Consider the following 18,740-nt stretch of genomic DNA (forward strand, 5'->3'; position numbering starts at 1 on the left):
ATACAGGGCAGTACGCAGGTTTCCTACATGCATCCGGCCTGTCGGGCTCGGTGCAAATCTTGTTTTTACATTGCTCATTTTTCTTTTCTCCTGATTTCTGCTTTTTCTGGAACAATCCTTTTGTCTGTTCCCTTCCACCATTTATTTAGAATGGAAAACAGCCCGGCGTTTCTTCCGAGCTGTACCATCCTTCCACTTTTGCCAGCGGCAATGCTCTTTTTCAGACCTCTACGCCGTGCTGTTTCATATATTCCATAAAGTCGCCGACGGTAGAAAGGTCTGTCAGTTCGTCGGTGTCGATTTCAATTCCGTACTCGTCTTCTAATGCCATAACCATCTCGTAGAGATCCAGGGAATCTGCTCCCAGATCATCTTTAAAAGAGGTATCTTCGTTGATGCTGTCTGCATCACAGTTGAGCTGTTCTACTAAAATTTCTTTTATCTTTTCTAACATTGTTCTGCTCCTTCCTGCCTCTACCCGGCAGCCAGTATTTCTTTCGAAAAAAGTGTATCTGTTATTCCGGCATTTGTCAATAGATTTTTCTACTTTTACTGTTCTTCCGCCGGTGCCTCTCCTTCTCCGCTCTTTCCCTCCTGGAACACAATAAAGCGGGAGACGCACAGGGCAATGCCGATTTCCGTCAGGATAAAGAGCACCGATGTTCCTCCGTAACTGATAAACGGAAGGGTAATTCCCGTTGCCGGCATCAGCTTCAGAACGACGCACAGGTTCAGAATAACCTGAATGGAAATATGTGCAAAAACGCCGCTCACCATCAGCATTCCATACGCGTCCGGCGCATTCTGTGCAACCACAAACAGGCGGTACAGCAGGTAGCCAAACAGCAGCAATACAAGAAGCGCGCCAAATATTCCAAGCTCCTCGCAGATGATCGAGAAGATCATATCGTTCTGTGCTTCCGGAATTGTTGTGATCTTCTGCGTACTGTTGCCAAGTCCTTTTCCGAGAAATCCACCGGAGCCAATCGCATAAAGTCCCTGCAGAATCTGATAGCTGCCTCCGGAAAGCCATTCATAGATACGGTTCGACCGGAAGTCACCGCCTATTCTTTCAAAGATCTGCAGATTATTTTTTAAAATGATAATCGCAAGAACGCCAATTACCGCCGCGCCCGGAATCACACGCGCATAAAATTTTACCTCCGGGTCCGCCAGAAACAAAATGACGCAGGCGATGAGTCCCAGAATAATGGCAGTACTCAGGTTGTCCGTCAGAATCCACGCAGCCAGCGCCTGCAGCACGCCAAGTCCGAGGACAATCGCTTTTGCGCGGATGGTACGCATATTTTTTCCCATCTTCAGGATAATGTATGGCAAATACAGAATCAGCCCCAGCTTTCCAATCTCCGCAGGCTGAAGACTGACACCGCCGATCCGGAGCCATCTTCTCGCCCCGTAGGCTTCATAACCAAGCGGCGTAAACCTTACCGCCGCCATCAGAAGGAGACTTCCCCAGTATACCAGTGCTGCAATCCGCTGGAACCATACACTATGATAATCTACAAACTTCGACAATATCACAATTCCCACCAGAACAATAGCAGAAAGCCCCGCCTGATGCGTGAAATAATACATATCATTTCCTTTGAATGTGCTGGCCGCCTCGTAGGCGCTCGCGCTGTACAGCATAATCAGTCCGAAGCTGACCAGCAAAATAGTGCAGGCCAGCAGGTTATAATCATAAAAATCCGAAGGAAGTTTTTTCTTCCTCTTTTTCTTCTTTTCTTTCTTCTGGGATGGCATGTTTACTTTCTCTGCCATGAAGTTTCCACCTCCATTGTTTTACTCCATTTATTTCAGTGCATAGCCAAGCAGACTAACAAAGCCCGGATTTCGGTCGGTTGTTCCGAGGATAACCTTACGCACTAGCTCCGGATCGTCCGTGATAATGTTGTCCACGCCGCAGTTGACCATCCGCTGCATATCTCCCTGATAATTCAGCGTCCAGGCACAGACTTCTTTACCAAGACTGTGTGCATGCTCTACGAAGCCTTCTGTAATGTACGTATATTTTACGGAGAAGAAGTCCGCCGCGTCCATATCCTCCAGGCCTCCGTACGACATTTTCATCGTATACCCGGTCTTGATATCCGGATTGATTTTCTTTGCCTGCCTGAGGAAATTGTAGTTCATGGAAGTCAGCACACACTGATCCACAAAGTCATTGTCCTCGATGATTTTCACCACTTTTTTGACAATATTCTGGTTGTGGCCGTTGTATTTTACTTCGATATTCAGGTTGATTTTTCCTTTCGCGTACGCGATGACTTCTTCCAGCTTCGGAATCTGCTCGCCGCGGAATTTTTTGTTGAATCGTACACCGGCATCGAGCTGGCTGATTTCATCGTAGGTCAGGGTCCAGATGCTGGCATTCAGACCGGTTGTCCGCTTCAGGTTCGTGTCGTGCAGAAGGACAATCTCTCCATCACTCGTCTCCTGTACATCGATCTCCGCATAATCCGACATGCTGTCCACTGCATATTTGATCGCGCTCATCGTATTTTCCGGTGCTTTTCTGGCTCCGCCCCGGTGCGCTGACACCGAAATATACTGGGAGGAAGCCGTTGCCTCTGCACGTGTTGCGCGCATGGCATATACAAGATAAACCGTTTCTCCTGCCAGCATGGTGATCGTGAGAACCACCGCCGTTACCGGACCGCAGAAGGTGCGTACCAGCTTCGAGCGCGGCTTTTTCGTTGTCCGGCTCTTCTGGTAGCCCTTTCGGGAGGAACGGATAAAAATCAGATACAGATACGTAATGCTTCCGACAAGGCCGAACGCTCCGCCGATCAGGCTCATCGTCGATTTGACCCAGTCACCATAGACGATGACGGTACTGACAACGGTAGACGGCGTTTTCACCAGCTTTGCATAGGCAACAACAGCCGTTCCGAAAATCAGATACAGAACCCACGTAATCAGAAAAATCATCACCTGGAAGGAGACGTTGATGCCAAGCTCGCGCAGCACGCGTTTTTCCAGTGTCTGGCGCACCCGCAGATGGGTATTTTTCTCTTTTTCCGTCATCATGCACCGGAACGGGATGGTGTAGGAAAACACAAACGAGAACACGACAAGCAGAACCGTCAGCACCACCGGGATCCAGTATGCCGGGAAGGCATTGAAAATCTTCGTCAGGGAAACCTGAAGCAGTTTCATACTGCGGATGGCGCTGTAGCTGCTGTGCAGCCAGAGGTACGGGAAGCTCGCTGCCATGTAGAAAAACCAGGTCCACGGGCGGGCGCGCACAAACTGTGCGGCTCCTCTTCCGCCGGCAAGCATCATGACAGGAACGGAAATCCGTTTTCGTTTCCAGGAGGCCTCCAGAGCCGCCATGACGGCATAGATTTCAAACAGCATACAGAAAAAGAAGACAAGCAGAATTCCGAAAATCAGCAGAAGGGTCAGCGGATGCAGCATGATCTTGTTGAAGTTTTCTGATGTCATATAACTCGTTCCCAGCTGTTTTAAGGAAAAGTTGATCGCCGCATTGGCGAGTCTTGAAACGAGCTGGCTGGAAAACAGGCGGTAGACCGTCTCAAATATCACGATGCTAAGCAGGTTTTTCTGCAAAAGTTTCCATGCCATATTCAGATAAATTCGTATCATTCCTGCATTTTTTACTGCCTTTTTTCTCATCTGCTGTTGTTCTCTCCTGTCAGCCGCAATTCCCCCCGATGAATCTGTATGCAAAAATTACCTTTATTTTTTCTCTTTTGTATTTTACATTTGACACTTCGAGTCTTTTTTGAAGCTCTTTTTCTTTCTGTTCATTTTAAACTATCTTTCAGTATAACACAAAATCGGGTCTTTGAGTATTCTTTTTTCTATTTCTGATTGCACCACTTCTGCAGTTTTTTTACCATGGCAGACGGGCTGCTTACTGTGCCGTCGATCGGCGTGCCGAGTTTTTTCTGCCAGGCGCGGATTGTCTGCGGACCGATATAGCCGTCCATGCCGGCCGATGCCCATTTCTGCATTTCTTTTACAAGTGCCGATCCGCCTTTTGGCGTATTGTCCCACTCGGCGGCTGTGATGCCATCGCAGAATTTCCGGTTGGCAGCCAGCTGATTGCTGATTTTTCCGTCCTGCGGCGTGCCGAAAAGTTCCTGCAGACGGCGCGTCAGACTTTCACCCCATATTCCGTCCTCTGTGACTGTCTTTCCGGATGACTTTGCTGTCTCTGCCGATTTTTCTTTTGCGGGACCGGCATAACGGCAATACGCTGTATGGCAGTTGATCCAGCCTGCCCCTGAGAGAAGCCGTCCCCAGCTTGTGTTCTGGATTTCCGTCACCGTGTAGCTTCCCTGATCCCGGATCGTTCCGGCAATCCTGCTGTCCGCATCCGGTGCCTGACGGATGCTGAGGGCCGCTGCCTGCTGTTCCCGTTCCTGTGCTCCCTGCACCGCTTCCGATCATCCGCTTCATGCGGTCCCAGTCACCGCGGTTCATGATCTGGCTCGGACAGTATTTGCTGCAGATGTCATAATGACGATAGACTCTTTCCAGCGGAATCCCCGTCTCCCGCATGATCTCCCGCACCAGTGCCGCAGTGTTCTCAAATGCTTTTTCATAATTATACCCGGCCTGCACACACATCTCCACGCCGATGCTGTTCTTGTTGCCGTACTGCTGAAACAGATTTTTTCCGCCGTAATTAATGCCGACATGCCAGCACCCCCGGCTGTGCGGCGCCGCCTGGTAGGCCGTGTCACCGTCATCAACGTAATAGTGCGCGGAAATGTTCTGGAAATTCCCGTCATGCTGTGCTCTCGCATGTGCCCGCGCATCGGCACCTGCTGCAAAGTTGTCGGTGTTGTGGACTACGATACATTTGGGATTGTTTTCCGCATACGTATTCTGATTGCCAAGATACGACCGATCAATTCTCACATTCTCCCCTTTCTGCCGTTTCAGACTGCTCCGGCATAACACAGATTTTTCGAAGCGCCGTTCACTCCGGCTTATGGATCTGCTTGATAATCTGATTCACATAATTGCTCAGCCCCGCCACCAGAATTCCCTGCGTGATCGCCGTAAAAACCGCCATCGCCCCCTCCTTCGCCGTCTCAATCTCACTCGTCGCCATCACCCAAACCGCACACAGCACCATGCTGATGCCTCCTAAGATCAGAGGAATGTACTTATTCTTCACCGCCTGCGCCTGCCGCAGAGCAACACCGAAAAAATACAGCACGAACGCAACGACGATGAGTTCGGGCTTTACATAATTCATTGCTTCCATGGAACATCCTTTCTGACTGTTCTGTTTTTGAAAGTCTTTTTTCTATATTATGATGGGACTGCGTTCTACGATCAGGTGTTTTCAGAATCGCATTTTGATCACATTGTACATATAGTGATAAAGAGGTGATCTTTTTATGAAGGAAATTGTATCCGTTACGCGAATTATATTGGAAGAAACCCAATACACTTCTGATGAATTAGGCAAGGAAAAAACCTCGGAAATCGTTCTGCAGCGAATAGAGTCTGCTATGGAATCGATCGGATACAACTCGGAAAGGAAACTAAGTGAACAGTAACAACTCGTATTCTCCTTTACAAGACACTCTGCTTTTAGTATACTAAGTACATCTCAAATAAAACAAATCCCGTTCTAATTAAAACAAGGGGAATTCATTATTATCTGGTATTACATTCCGGTGGACCGGATGGAGAGATGGGCGCATCCATGCGGTATCTCTCTCAGCGTTTCACAGCACCGAACCGAATTGTAGCGGGGGTGTTGAATGATGTTGGTACCGAGGAATTAGCTCATCTCGAAATGGTATCCACGATCGTTCATCAGCTTACCTGTAATCTTTCGCTGGAAGAAATTCAGAATTCCGGTTTTGCTAATTACTATGTAGACCACACAGCCGGAATCTGGCCACAGGCGGCCGGCGGAATCCCGTTTAATTCCTGCGAATTTCAGTCGAAAGGCGATCCGTTAACAGATCTGTTCGAAGATCTCGCTGCAGAACAGAAAGCCCGGTCAACGTACGACAACATCCTTCGCTTGGTAAAAGATCCGGAGGTAGCTGATCCGATTCGTTTCCTGCGAGCACGTGAGGTTGTGCATTTCCAACGTTTTGGTGAAGCACTGCGCTCTGTTCAGGATGAGTTGAACTCGAAAAACTTCTACGCGTTTAACCCGTCGTTTGACTCAAAAACATTCTGTTCTGCGCCGCAGCCGACATCGAATCAGGAAAATTGCTGCACCAGATAACACTGAGAAGTTTCTACTGCTTTTCATAAATCCCACTCGTTTTCTCCACGGGTGGGATTTTTCTTACCGTGTATATGCCGCACTAATACAGAAAGGACACTCATCATGTTATATCCATTTTTAACCCTTAATGATAATACTGAAATTGTTCATTCCGGAACTCTTCAAAAAGACGGAAAGGAACAGGTCGAAGTCAGGATTGAAAAGCCTGTTTATGGCGGATTTCACTCTGCCACATGCTGGCTTCCTGATTATAAATGGGAAAATATAGACGGCTTTTCCGAAGAAGAATTAAGCTATTTTCAGGATTACCTCGCATCCGTAGCACATATCATTATGCAGCTTGCCCGCGAGGGTGGATTTGAAGGAGGGAATGAAGATGCCTCAAGTTTTTAAAATCGGCGGATACGTCGTATATTTCTGGGTAAACGAAAATAATCCTCTCGAACCTGTACATGTTCATGTCTGTAAGGGCGTTCCATCCCCTACTGCCACAAAAATCTGGATTACCAGAAACGGAAAATGTCTGTTATGCCATAACAAATCCAAAATCCCTTCCAAACAGCTCCGGTTTATTATGCAGACGGTCGAGGCACGAAGCAAAGATATCCTTGATCTCTGGTATGCTACTTTCCGGCAGATTACGTTCTATTGTTAAAACAATAGATGAGTCCTCTATTTACAGATTAAAATTGGATTCCGCCGTCTTTTAAGGAATAATTGTATATGTTCAAAAATAAATTGTATCACTTAAAGAACACCAATTCATTAGTTTTCTGCCTGTTTTGGTGTTTTTCTTATGTTCTTAATGGAAGAATGTGATATTATGCCAGCACTAAAAAATGGTGCTCTCTACATCCGCGTCAGCACCGCAGACCAGACAGAGCTTTCCCCTGATGCCCAGCAGCGCCTGCTCCTGGACTATGCCAGGAAGAATGCCATTGTAATCAGCAAAGAGTTCATCTTTGAGGAATCTGTTTCCGGCCGACACGCGGAACAGAGGCCAAAATTTCAGGCGATGATCGCCCTTGCAAAACAGGAATCTCACCCCATTGATGTGATTCTCGTCTGGAAATACAGTCGCTTCGCACGTAATCAGGAGGAATCCATCGTTTACAAATCATTGTTAAAAAAAAGTAATGTGGATGTGATCAGTATTTCCGAGCCGCTGATCGACGGTCCATTCGGTACATTGATCGAGCGTATCATCGAATGGATGGATGAATACTACTCCATCCGTCTCTCCGGCGAAGTTTTGCGCGGTATGAAGGAAAAAGCACTGCAGCACGGTTATCAAACAACGCCCTGCCTGGGATACCATGCCGCAGGCGGCGGCAAGCCGTTCGTAATTGACGAAACGGAATATCAAATCGTCAAATACATCATGGACCAGTATGACTTCGAGCATCTCGATCCAACAGCAATTGCCCGAAAGTGCAACGATCTTGGATACCATACCCGGCGTGGAAGTCTTATGGAGCGCCGCTCGATCGAGCGCATATTGCGCAATCCATTTTATGCCGGTACTGTGGTCTGGAATGGGGTCTCTTTCGAGGGCACACATGAAACACGGCTGGATCCTGCACGTTATCAAGAACGAATCAAACGCATGGATGCCCGCAGACGCGCACCGAAAAGCCGCAGTCCATCCACCTGCCGCCATTGGCTGTCCGGACTTTTAAAATGCCCAATATGCGGCGCAACGATGACTGTAACGGCCGGAAATACATCCTGCCCATACTTTCAATGCTGGAAATATGCCAAAGGTTTCCACAAGGGTTCTAACTCGATCACGGTTGCAAAAGCTGAGCGCACTGTCTATCGCTATTTTGACGATACCCTCACCGGTACGGACTTCTCTTTCACCGTCCGCGCCCGAAAGCAGGAGCAGGAAGACGATGAAACCATCCAGCGGCTGCAGCAGACCCTGGACCATCTGGCCGTCCGTGAGTCCCGCGTGAAAATGGCTTTCGAAAATGGGATTGATACGCTGGAGGAATACAGCGCCAACAAAAAAAGGCTCGCCGAAGAACGGCAGCGCCTGCAGGAAGAACTGGACCGCGTGCTTACGCCCGCCGCCCCGCCGGAAACAATCTCGAAAGAAGATTTCCGGGAAGAAATAAAAAATATTAATGATATTCTGAAAAATCCAGAGGAACCGGCCGAGAAAAAGGGCCTTCTGCTCCGTTCCATCGTGGATCGTATTGTCTATGAAAAAGCTTCGGGAACCATGTATTTCGACTTTTTCGTCTCCTGATTTACACTTCTAAAGTCTGCAAAGCCGCATAAACACTGGATTTTTCCGTATCATCTGGTACGGAAATCCGGTGCCCATATTAGTTATTATCTGGTATTGAACTCCGGGCCACCGTACTGACTCATGATAATTTGGGCGATTTTGGGGTTTGGTGTCGTGATGTTTACAGGATACTCAAGGCGTTTTTCATAATTCCACATCCGTCAGCACCCTCCTTTCCGGTTAACTTCCCACGGCCATGGCTGCATAACCCATTCGAAAGAACGGCTCATGCGGTCGTTGGCGGTATCGATCGTGAGCGGGCCGTACTGTTCAGCATACTGTTTCAGTGCTTCTTTTCGAAGCTCCACTTTTTCCCGGAAAAAGGCAAGTGCATCTTCATCCTCCGGGTGGGTGTCGAGGTAAAGGTTCATTTCAACAACAGCAAAGCTGACCTGATCAATCCAGGCGAGCAGCTTTTCGCGGGATGGCATCTGCGGCATCATAGGCACTGTCCTCCTCCCTTTCCACAGAATGGTTTACAGAGTTCCGGGAATAAGGTTCCATTTTTTAATGCAGCGGAAAGATCATAGATCTGTTCAAACCGCTGCATCGGAACGTAAGCCATTGCAGGTATCATATGATCTACATGCTGCATTTTCCGCGGGAAATTCCTTGGTTCCATCTTCAGTTCCATATTGTTTGAAGCGGCGCGGCGGTTCTGCATATTGTTCGCACCGCAGCAGCCGCGATTCATACGGGATGAATCCATACCATGTTCCTCTTTCATTTCCTGTTCTTTATAGAGTATGAAGAAAATAAGAAAGTGTCAAAAAAGACAGCGGTTTCTCTTCCGCTGCCTTTTTTGCATTATTTTCGGGTCTTGCTATAATGAAATTTTCATCAAAACTGCATCTCATACAAATGCGCATAAATCCCGCCCTTCGCGAGCAGTTCCTTATGTGTGCCTTCCTCCGCAATTCCATTCTCCGTCAGCACCAGAATCCGCTTTGCATTCCGGATTGTGGACAGCCGGTGCGCAATCACGAAGGTTGTCCTGTCTTTCGCCAGAAGCTCCAAAGATTTCTGGACAACTTTTTCGCTCTCGTTGTCGAGCGCTGAGGTTGCCTCGTCGAAAATCAGGATCGGCGGGTTTTTGAGGAATACGCGGGCGATGGAAAGCCGTTGTTTCTGGCCGCCGGAAAGTTTTACGCCGCGCTGGCCGATATCGGTGTCGTAGCCGTCCGCCAGCTCCATGATGAATTCATGTGCATTGGCCGCTTTCGCTGCGCGGATGACCTCCTCGTCGGTCGCATCCGGTCTGCCGTAGCGGATGTTGTCGATGATCGTTCCCGCAAACAGGTACACATCCTGCTGCACAATACCGATCTCATCGCGCAGATCCTTTAATTTCACATCGCGGATATCCTTTCCATCCAGCAGAATCCTTCCTTCTGTCACATCGTAAAAACGCGGAATCAGAGAGCAGATCGTCGTCTTTCCGGCACCGGAGCTGCCCACCAGCGCTACATAGTCTCCTGCCGGGACATGCAGATTCACATTGCTTAACACATTCTCCTTCGACTCCTCATAATGGAACGAAACATTTTCAAATGTTACTTCACCCTGCACATTCTTCAGTGGCAGTGCATCCTGCCTGTCCTGGATGTCCGGCGCGATACTCATAATTTCCAGAAAACGTTCATAGCCGGAATAACCATTCTGGAACTGTTCCGTAAAGTTCACCAGCTTTTTCACCGGATCCGTACAGTTGTTGATGTACAGAAGAAAGGTAACCAGATCCGCCGCCCCAAGTTTCCCGCCTGTCATCAGCAATGCGCCGACAATCAGCGAAATAACGGTAATCAGCGTCGAAAAGGCTCCCATTCCCGAATTGTAAATTCCCATATAGCGGTAGCTGACCTTCTTCGAATCGACAAAGCGATCATTTCCCGCATTGAACTTACGCATCTCTTCTGTCTCATTTCCAAACGATTTGACAACACGGATCCCCGAAAGGCTGTCCTCAATCTGACTGTTGATATCCGCAATTCTGCGGCGGTTTTCCTTGAATGCACTCTTCATGCGGCTGTTCATCACTAACGCAAACAGCAGCATCACCACAATAACCACAAGCGGCACACATGCCAGCATCGGATTTACCACAAACAGAATAATCATCGCGCCGATCAGTTTGATAAACGAAATGACAATATCCTCCGGCCCATGATGTAAAAGTTCACTGATATCGAACAGATCGCTTGTGATGCGTGACAACAGATGGCCGACCTTCTGATTATCGAAAAAAGCAAACGAAAGCTTCTGATAATGGCCGAAGATCTCGTTCCGCATATCATGCTCAATCCGCGCCCCCATTACATGGCCGTAATAGGCAATATAAAAGTTACAGTACATTTCGACCAGAACCATAACAATCATCAGAATACCGAGGCGGATAATCTCACCCGTTGCCTGCTCCAGCGGCTTTTCCACAACCGTACTCGTAATATACCGTACAATCAGTGGAATCACCAGTGTAATGGCTGCTCCAAGCATTGCAAAAAACATGTCGGTAAAAAACAATCCCTTATATGGAATGTAATACCGCGCCAGCTGGCGAATTCTTCCCTTCTCTTTTCCGGTTTCTTTTTCTTTACTCATCCTGTCCTCCCTTTCCCTTGGAAACCATTTTGTAATCTTTTCGGAACTCAGACGGTGATACACCGCATGCCGTTTTAAATGATTTCATGAAATGCTTATCATTTTCAAATCCAACCTGTTTGGCAATTTCCGTAATTTTATCTTCTGTTTGAATCAACAGACGCTTTGCCTCCGCAATGCGGATCTCCTTCAGATAGTTCACAAAATTCACACCGGTATGTTCTTTAAACGCTGCTGAAAACAGCGAATAATTCATACAAATATGGTTAGATACCATTGCCATATTCAGATCTTTTGCATAATTTTCCCGAATATATGAAATTGCCTCTTCCATTTTTTCTTTTCCGGCCGTCTGACTTTTCAGGCTTTCCCTGTAAACGTGTATCCATTCTTCAAACGCATTCAGAAACAGATCCGCATCACGGTACTGCAGAGGGCGCGGACATTTTTCCTGTTTTTCCGGCACTCGATGAAAAAGATCCAGCTCTTTACAGATTGCTTCTGTTACTGCCAGAAGCTGATAGGGGGAAACCCTCTGATGCGCTGCCTCAAAATACCAGTTCCGCATTTTTCGCAACATAGCATCCACCCGTTCCGTCGGCACCTGCAGGATAAATTTTTCCTGAAACTGTGCCAGCTCCGGCTTTTCCTCAAAACATTTTTTCTGATATTCTTCCACAGGACTGTTCTGTATAAATGCCATTTCCCGTGCCAGCAGTGCTTCCCGGTATGCCTCTGGAATTTCCATCACAGAACGATGTTCTTTTCCCACTCCGAGACAGAATCTCTCATCTTTTTCTTCCATGATCCGCTCTGCCTCCGATTCCGGCAAAAGATACAGAACTCCTCCTTCTACGCCTTCCAGCAGAATTCCGCTGCATTCCGAAAACCGTTCCCCATTTGCCTTGCTGGTCAGTAAAATCCGGAAGCTGTCGTTTCCGATGTATCGCCGGATCCTGCTTTCCATATCCATCCATTCTTTATCTTCGGCCATTTCTGCATTCATCATCAGATAACGGAGCTGATTTAAAAAGCACCGTTCTTCCTCTTCTTCCGTTTCCCGGGTCTCCGAAAGCTCTCGTTCCAGATTTTCCAGAAGCTGTTCTATCGTCTCCCGCTTGATCGGTTTTAAAATATAGTCCCGAACTCCATGTTTCATCATTTCAACCGCATAGGAAAATTCATCATAGCCGCTTAAAACAATAACAACAGGTTTCTGTGACAACTCCTCCATTTCGTTGACCAGTGTCAGACCATCCATTTTGGGCATACGGATATCAGTGAACATGACGTCCACCCTCCGTTTCCTCAAAATCTCCAATGCCTCTTCTCCGTTTCGACACTCCAGAATCTCCTCCACCGGCACGCTGCTTCGCCGGATCATCGCCACGATTCCCTGTCGAATCAATTTTTCATCTTCTACAACCAGCAGTGTATTCATTTTCTTTTTCTTCCTCTTTCTCGTCACCCTCTTGATCCATCAGAGAATATTTCCCCCTCGTGATGGGGAGATGAATACTCACCTTCGTATAGCAATGCTCTTTTGTATAAACCGACAGCCCATACTCGGTTCCGAACTGAATGTGGATTCTGTCCTGTACATTCCGAAGCCCGATTCCATGTTTCGGCTGTGTATCCGAATTCAGGCGCATTCTCAGTTTGCGTCTCAGAATTGCAAGCTGTTTTTCTGACATGCCGATTCCGGAATCTGTGATTTCAATCTCGAAGCTCTTTTCATGCTCTATTCCTTTGATTTCAATGACAGCATCTGTATCCTGCTCCTCAATTCCATGTGTAATTGCATTTTCCACAATCGGCTGAAGAGACATCTTGGGGATATCCTGCCGATATAAATTTTCCGGCATCTGAACAGACAGTGTTATTGTGAAATCATACCGCAGATTCATCAGCTCCACATAGTTCTGAATATAATTCATCTCATCCTGAACGGTTACCAGGAATTTATTCCAGCGCATATTGTAGTGCAGCATTTCACCAAGTGCCGTTACAGCATCGGAAATCGTATATTCTTCATCAATCTCAGCCATCATCTTAATGGATTCCAGCACATTGTAAATAAAATGAGCGTTAATCTGATTCTGCATTGCCCGGATCGCCGTATCTTTCAAAGCTGCCTCCCTTTTGATGCTTTCTTCGTTCTGTTTCTGAATTCTCTCCAGCATTCCGTTGATCCCATAACTCATTTCCCGCATCTCTTCTGCACTGTAACAAACCTTTATCTTTGTTGTTCCATTGTCAATCTGACACATCTCACACAGGACGTCATAAAACTCCTTCAACAGGCCACGCACAATCAGATTGACCACCACAATCAGAAGCAGTCCGAAAACAGCAAATTCAAGCAGCATTCTCTGCTGCTGCTTGATCATGTTTCCGGTTGCATCATCCAGGTTGGTCAGTGTTACAAACATTCCATTGACTTTTTCTACTTTCCGAAGCACAATCGCAACATTTTTCCGGTCAATCACTGCACTCTGCTGGCCTTCCTTTCTGTCACGGATTCCTGCCCGGAACAGAATCAACCCCCGATAGGACTGCCATTTACAGGCTGCCGCTGTTTTCCCGCAGTCATATAAATTCCAATTTTCATCAATAAAGCAGGCCCAGCTGCTGTCACTGGAGCGATAGATTTCTGGAAATATGTCTGCCATACGCATGGATACCTCGATCACACCAAGCCTTCCTCCGCTTTGATCCCGCAGCTCCCGTACATAAGTCATCAAATGGGAACCTTCTTTTTTGGTGCCAGAGATAACATTTTTTTCCTGTATGTCAAAAAACCACTGTCCTCCGCCCTGATAGCTTCGGTACCAGGCGCAGTTTTTCATCTTTTCCTTCTGGTACAGGATCGGCTGCTGCTCCAGAAAACCGTCTGCCATGGCAAAAATATGGATCTGATACAGATCCGGCATTGCCTCCTGCATTTTATCAATTATGCTGATGCTGTTGTTCCGAAATTGCTGATAATAGCTCTCAGAGATCTCCTCTCCCCTCCTGAGATGAAGAAGATATTTTTCCAGTGGTTCATACTCCTGCAGCGTATCTACAACCATCGAGCAGGCATTCGCTTTTGCATTCACCTCCGCACAGGTAAGATCGGTTGCCGTTACTGCTTCATTTACCCCATGATCTATGGCATTCTTTTTGATGCTCCTAAACCCGAAACACATCATGCCAAAAAGTGGAATAAAAACAAAGATCAACGTTGTTACGGTAAATTTTTGGTTCAGTTTCAGTCCGCGAAACCAGTTTCGCATTTTTCATCCCCCAGTTTTCTTTTCGGTTCTGTAACCTTACTAATTTTACCAGTTTTTTCTTTAAAAAGCAATTTTTTCAGAAAAATTATTGACAAAAAGAGAAGACGATACACTTTTTTCCCGTGCACCGTCTCTCTTTTCGCAAGACTCATATATGACGCAAAGCATGATTCCAGGGAAACAGCTTTCGTACCATTGTTATACCGTTGTCAGATCCCACGGTTCATAAATCTTTGGAACATCGCTGATCAGACGTTTGGTATACGCTGCTGTCGGGTGAAGAATCACTTCTTCTGCCGGACCGGACTCTACAAATTTTCCATGCTCCATAATATAAACATTATCGGACACATAGTAAGCAAGACCAATATCGTGGGTGATAAAGATAATCGTCATATTGATCTCATCACGCAGTTTCAGCAGCATATCAAGGATTGTTGCACGGGAGCAGGCATCGATCATGGATGTCGGCTCATCGGCAAGCAGAATCTTTGGTTTCAGAAGGAAAATACGTGCGATCATCAGTCGCTGCATCTGGCCTCCTGACAGCTCAAATGGATATTTGTTTGTCAGTTCTGCGTATTTTAAGTTTACAAAACTGCAGGCCTCTGTCATCAGACGTTCTTTTTCTTCTTTCGGCAGATTCTTGTCACCGCGCATATTAATGCAATCCAGCAGAACAGAATCTACACGTTTAAACATATTGTAAGAAGCGAACGGATCCTGGAAAATCGCCTGAATTCCCTTCCAGTACTCTTTTTTCTTCTTTCCGTTCGAGATGTCTCTTGGTTTGCCCTGGAAATCAATTTCGCCATCGGTTACACTGATCAGTCCGAGTAGCATCTTGGAAAGCGTTGTTTTTCCGGATCCGGATTCTCCTACGATAGAAACAAATTCACCTTCATGAAAATCGAAATCCACATGGTCTACAGCGACTGTTTTAGCATCGCCAAAGCCAAACACTTTCGTTACACCTCTTCCGGAGAGGCATGGTTTTAATTCTTTTCCATCACGCATTTGCATACACCTCCCGAATCTTTCTCTCAGACATCAGGCAACGATACTCTCTTCCGTTCGGCAGCTCGATGACATCTGGTTTCATACCGCGACAGGTTGGCTGTGCATAAGGACAGCGGTCTGCGAAACGGCAGCCCTCCGGCGGATGCTTCAGGTTTGGCGGAGTTCCCGGAATTGCGGTCAGCTTCTGCTCTCTTACGCCTTCCTCCGGAACGATGATGGATCCCATCAGACCTTTTGAATATGGATGCAGCGGATCGAATACCATTTCTTTTGCGGTACCTTTTTCTACGATCTGTCCGGCATACATAACCATGATATCGTCAGTTACATTATAAAGAAGCGGCAGCTCGTGTGTGATGAAGATCATGGATTTGATAAATCCTTTTTCCATCAGGTCACGCATCATCTTGATAACCATCTTCTGGGAAGTTACATCCAGCGCGGATGACGGCTCATCGGCGATCAGTACCTTCGGAGAAAGGATGGTGGAAATTGCGATAACGGTTCTCTGTTTCATACCGCCGGAAAGCTCAACCGCATGCTTCTGCAATACCTCCTCCGGCAGGCCTAAGATCTGAAAACGTTCTTTTGCCAGATCATAAATATCCTTTTTCGGCATTTTCGGATCATGCGCATGGATAACGTCTTCTACAAATCGGATGATTTTCTGTGTCGGATTCAGAGCATTCATTGCTGCCTGCGGAATGTAGGCGATCTCATTGCCCAGAATATTTTTCCGGACATCGTCTGGTTTCATTCCGGAAATTTTTCTTCCATCTACGATAATATCGCCGCTGATGTAGTGAAGCGGTGCGAAATAATAGCCCATCAGGGACAGCGCCAGCGTCGATTTACCACAGCCGGACTCACCTGCTACACCGAGGGATTTTCCCTCCTCAATCTTCAGGGAGACTCCGTCTACGGCGTATACATCTTCATGAAAACGAGTCACATATTTCGTTTTCAGATTGTTTACTTCCAGCATTACTTTTCCCATAGCTGCCTCCTTAGTCTCTTAACTGCGGGTTGAATACCTGGTCAAGACCGGTGTTCATCAGGTTAAGAGAGAATGAAATAAGTGCGATTACAAGAATTACCGGGAAATAAGCCCACCATGCACCATTTAAGTGTGCATTGTACTGGGTTGCCCATTGCATCATAAGACCAAGTGTTGCGGTCTTTGTGGTTGCCGGTCCAAGTCCGATCATAGAAAGCTGTGCCTCTGCCAGAATTCCGGAGGAAATCTGGAGAATGAAAGCCATAACAACGTAGGATGCAACGTACGGAAGAATGTCAGTAAGGACAATCCGCAGCATGCTGTGGCCGGACAGCTTGGAAAGGTTTACATGGTCACGGTTTCGAAGAGAAATAACCTGAGAACGTACGGAACGTGTTGTCCACGGCCATGCTGTAATTCCAATCAGGAGCGCCACCATCATGATTCCCCTCTGAGACTCGCCTACGCTGTAGGAGATAAGGATCAGGAGAACGAAAGATGGGATAACGGTGAACAGGTTGGTAAAGAACAGAATCAGGTTGTCCACAAATCCTCCAAGGTAACCTGCAAGAAGTCCAAGGAACAGTCCGATCAGGGTTGCAATCGTTCCCGCAACCAGACCGATTTTCAGGGATGATCCTGTAGCAGAGATCAGCTCGGTCAAAACATCACGGCCAAAGTTATCTGTACCAAGAACGAAGGTCTGACGGTTAATAACATCTTTTTCATTGATATACTGCTTGCTGTCGATGCTCTGAACCTCTTCCAGTTCGCCGGTCTCTTCATTTTTCTCAGCAATAATGGTTGGAACATCTTCTAAAATACCGTCGATCTCTTTGTCGAGACGCTGATATTTTTTCTTTTTTGCTGCGATAAGGCCTTTCTGTTCTGCATTTGGGTCATACTTCTCCTCCCAGAGCGCAATCAGTCCTTCCGCATCGGTAACATCGATTTCACTGGCATCTACACCGCCGTATTTTTCCAGCCATTCTGCCATCATAGAACGGTTGTCCATTGTCAGTTTGCTTTCAACGATGGTTGCGGTTGCATCAACATTCATCTTATACGTTTTGCCGGAATTCACGGTATCCTGAATTGAAAGATAGGTACCCGGTTTGAAAAAGTTTCCGTTTCCGATCATTGCCAGCGGATCTTTCGCCACAATAAGCGGATAGATGATAATAGTCAGGAGAATTGCCAAGAAGATTACAAATCCTGTCACGAATTTTCCTGAATGAAAAATCTGTTTGATTGTATTTTTCATAGCGTATTCTCCTTTCTAATCCTGCTGGGATGCTTTGACACGTGGGTCAATGACTGCATACAGAAGTTCAACAAGCAGGTTGGCCAGCAGAACCATGATAGTAATGATTAGCGTACAGGCAGAAAGCAGCGGATAATCCTGGCCGGTAACTGCTGAGAGCATCGTTGTTCCAAGCCCCGGGTAACTGAATACCATCTCAGCTACCAGGTTACCGCCGATCATGGTACCAAGGGACATTGCAAGACCGGTGATCTGCGGAAGCATTGCGTTACGGAACACATATTTCACAATCGTATGATCCTTGATACCAAGGAAACGACTGTATTTTACATAGTCGGCATTCAATTCATAAATTGACATCGAACGCATACCAATAGCCTGACCACCGATCGTGATGATTACGATAGACCAGAATGGCAGCTGGTAATGCGAAAGCACAGATTTCATAAAAGCAAGGCTCATATGCGGAATCATACTGCTCGCATAGCCGCCTGCTGCAGGTGCGATATGTAATTTCAGTGAGAAAATAAACAAAAGTATGGTTGCCATACCAAAGGCAGGTACGTTACTGATAAACAGGAATGCCGGAAGGATTGCCTTGTCGAAAACGCCTTTCATATAAGCTGCAATTGCACCAAGCAGGTTACCAAGAATCCATCCAACAATAATGGCCGGGAGCTGCAAACATATGGTCCACAGAACCGAGCTGGAAATAATATCGGATACGGTACGCGGATACTGGCTGAAAGAAACACCGAAATCACCGCGAAGTGCATTTTTTACCCAGGTAAAAAACTGGACATACATTGGTTTGTTAATACCAAATTTTGCTGCATAGTCTTCATATACTTTCTGGATTGCAGTCGCATCGGTCATACCTTCTACCGATTTGGACGCAATAGTGGAAACCGGATCGCCCGGCATCAGACGCGGAAGAATGAAGTTCAGCAGTACCGCAAAGACTAACGTCAGAAGATACCACAGGATCTTCTGCGTATAATACTTTTTCATTCCTTTCATAGAGGAACCCTCCT

The 18,740-nt window shown here is 46.8% G+C and carries 20 protein-coding genes and 2 pseudogenes; 5 read left to right on the forward strand and 17 right to left on the reverse strand.

The window, feature by feature from the left end; genetic code table 11:
- From ACY2VT_RS11185 to ACY2VT_RS11215, 7 genes and pseudogenes are all read right to left on the reverse strand, one after another.
- On the reverse strand, window positions 1–78 hold a 78-nt coding region (locus ACY2VT_RS11185), incomplete at its 3' end, for a glutamate--tRNA ligase family protein (protein ID WP_461879966.1).
- 142 nt (window positions 79–220) lie between these two features.
- Entirely contained in the window at window positions 221–454 is a 234-nt protein-coding gene (gene acpP / locus ACY2VT_RS11190; protein ID WP_119207903.1) for an acyl carrier protein, read from the reverse strand.
- 95 nt (window positions 455–549) lie between these two features.
- Entirely contained in the window at window positions 550–1,782 is a 1,233-nt protein-coding gene (locus ACY2VT_RS11195) for an FtsW/RodA/SpoVE family cell cycle protein (protein ID WP_461879947.1), read from the reverse strand.
- A 30-nt stretch (window positions 1,783–1,812) separates the two neighbouring features.
- A complete protein-coding gene (locus tag ACY2VT_RS11200) occupies window positions 1,813–3,630 on the reverse strand; it encodes a glycerophosphodiester phosphodiesterase (protein WP_461879948.1) in 1,818 nt (605 codons plus the stop codon).
- Window positions 3,631–3,848: 218 nt separating this feature from the next.
- Complete coding sequence (locus ACY2VT_RS11205; RefSeq protein ID WP_461879968.1) at window positions 3,849–4,427, reverse strand: peptidoglycan-binding domain-containing protein; 579 nt, start codon at window positions 4,425–4,427, stop codon at window positions 3,849–3,851.
- Between the two features lie 112 nt (window positions 4,428–4,539).
- Window positions 4,540–4,956 (reverse strand): annotated as a pseudogene (locus tag ACY2VT_RS11210) (N-acetylmuramoyl-L-alanine amidase); the annotation flags it as partial.
- A 19-nt stretch (window positions 4,957–4,975) separates the two neighbouring features.
- Window positions 4,976–5,266 carry a phage holin family protein gene (locus ACY2VT_RS11215; protein ID WP_461879949.1) on the reverse strand — a complete coding sequence of 97 codons (291 nt, stop codon included), beginning with the start codon at window positions 5,264–5,266 and terminating at the stop codon, window positions 4,976–4,978.
- Between the two features lie 136 nt (window positions 5,267–5,402).
- On the opposite strand from ACY2VT_RS11215, the gene ACY2VT_RS11220 reads away from it, so the two are divergent.
- The 5 genes from ACY2VT_RS11220 to ACY2VT_RS11240 all read left to right on the forward strand — a co-directional run bounded on the left by ACY2VT_RS11220 (window position 5,403) and on the right by ACY2VT_RS11240 (window position 8,507).
- The gene (locus tag ACY2VT_RS11220) at window positions 5,403–5,564 is read left to right on the forward strand and encodes a hypothetical protein (protein WP_461879950.1); all 162 of its coding nucleotides are present in this window, start codon (window positions 5,403–5,405) and stop codon (window positions 5,562–5,564) included.
- Between the two features lie 77 nt (window positions 5,565–5,641).
- Window positions 5,642–6,250, forward strand: a complete 609-nt coding sequence (locus tag ACY2VT_RS11225) for a manganese catalase family protein (RefSeq protein WP_461879967.1) — start codon at window positions 5,642–5,644, stop codon at window positions 6,248–6,250.
- 105 nt (window positions 6,251–6,355) lie between these two features.
- Window positions 6,356–6,646, forward strand: coding sequence for a hypothetical protein (locus ACY2VT_RS11230; protein WP_461874917.1), 291 nt, complete (start codon window positions 6,356–6,358; stop codon window positions 6,644–6,646).
- Window positions 6,630–6,908, forward strand: a complete 279-nt coding sequence (locus ACY2VT_RS11235) for a DUF4160 domain-containing protein (RefSeq protein ID WP_461874918.1) — start codon at window positions 6,630–6,632, stop codon at window positions 6,906–6,908. Before ACY2VT_RS11230 ends, ACY2VT_RS11235 begins: the two co-directional genes overlap by 17 nt.
- A 168-nt stretch (window positions 6,909–7,076) precedes the next feature.
- Complete coding sequence (locus ACY2VT_RS11240) at window positions 7,077–8,507, forward strand: recombinase family protein (RefSeq protein ID WP_461879951.1); 1,431 nt, start codon at window positions 7,077–7,079, stop codon at window positions 8,505–8,507.
- Window positions 8,508–8,608: 101 nt separating this feature from the next.
- Here ACY2VT_RS11240 and ACY2VT_RS11245 read toward each other — a convergent pair.
- From ACY2VT_RS11245 to ACY2VT_RS11290, 10 genes and pseudogenes are all read right to left on the reverse strand, one after another.
- Window positions 8,609–8,707: pseudogene (locus tag ACY2VT_RS11245) on the reverse strand (manganese catalase family protein); the annotation flags it as partial.
- 3 nt (window positions 8,708–8,710) lie between these two features.
- Window positions 8,711–8,992: a spore coat protein CotJB gene (locus ACY2VT_RS11250; RefSeq protein WP_022462706.1), complete on the reverse strand. Its 282-nt coding sequence runs from the start codon at window positions 8,990–8,992 to the stop codon at window positions 8,711–8,713.
- A complete protein-coding gene (locus tag ACY2VT_RS11255) occupies window positions 8,989–9,258 on the reverse strand; it encodes a spore coat associated protein CotJA (RefSeq protein ID WP_082424512.1) in 270 nt (89 codons plus the stop codon). Before ACY2VT_RS11255 ends, ACY2VT_RS11250 begins: the two co-directional genes overlap by 4 nt.
- A gap of 131 nt (window positions 9,259–9,389) precedes the next feature.
- The gene (locus tag ACY2VT_RS11260; protein ID WP_461879952.1) at window positions 9,390–11,147 is read right to left on the reverse strand and encodes an ABC transporter ATP-binding protein; all 1,758 of its coding nucleotides are present in this window, start codon (window positions 11,145–11,147) and stop codon (window positions 9,390–9,392) included.
- Window positions 11,140–12,588: a response regulator gene (locus ACY2VT_RS11265; RefSeq protein ID WP_461879953.1), complete on the reverse strand. Its 1,449-nt coding sequence runs from the start codon at window positions 12,586–12,588 to the stop codon at window positions 11,140–11,142. Before ACY2VT_RS11265 ends, ACY2VT_RS11260 begins: the two co-directional genes overlap by 8 nt.
- Complete coding sequence (locus ACY2VT_RS11270; protein WP_461879954.1) at window positions 12,560–14,425, reverse strand: sensor histidine kinase; 1,866 nt, start codon at window positions 14,423–14,425, stop codon at window positions 12,560–12,562. Before ACY2VT_RS11270 ends, ACY2VT_RS11265 begins: the two co-directional genes overlap by 29 nt.
- Before the next feature lie 198 nt (window positions 14,426–14,623).
- Complete coding sequence (locus ACY2VT_RS11275) at window positions 14,624–15,442, reverse strand: ABC transporter ATP-binding protein (RefSeq protein ID WP_461874926.1); 819 nt, start codon at window positions 15,440–15,442, stop codon at window positions 14,624–14,626.
- Window positions 15,435–16,442: an ABC transporter ATP-binding protein gene (locus ACY2VT_RS11280; protein ID WP_349142975.1), complete on the reverse strand. Its 1,008-nt coding sequence runs from the start codon at window positions 16,440–16,442 to the stop codon at window positions 15,435–15,437. Before ACY2VT_RS11280 ends, ACY2VT_RS11275 begins: the two co-directional genes overlap by 8 nt.
- Window positions 16,443–16,452: 10 nt before the next feature.
- Window positions 16,453–17,706 carry an ABC transporter permease gene (locus tag ACY2VT_RS11285; protein ID WP_461877475.1) on the reverse strand — a complete coding sequence of 418 codons (1,254 nt, stop codon included), beginning with the start codon at window positions 17,704–17,706 and terminating at the stop codon, window positions 16,453–16,455.
- Between the two features lie 15 nt (window positions 17,707–17,721).
- Window positions 17,722–18,726, reverse strand: coding sequence for an ABC transporter permease (locus tag ACY2VT_RS11290; RefSeq protein ID WP_461874930.1), 1,005 nt, complete (start codon window positions 18,724–18,726; stop codon window positions 17,722–17,724).
- Between the last annotated feature and the right edge of the window lie 14 nt (window positions 18,727–18,740).

Origin of the sequence: Fusicatenibacter sp., from assembly GCF_050872605.1 — a bacterium.
GTDB lineage: Bacteria > Bacillota > Clostridia > Lachnospirales > Lachnospiraceae > Fusicatenibacter.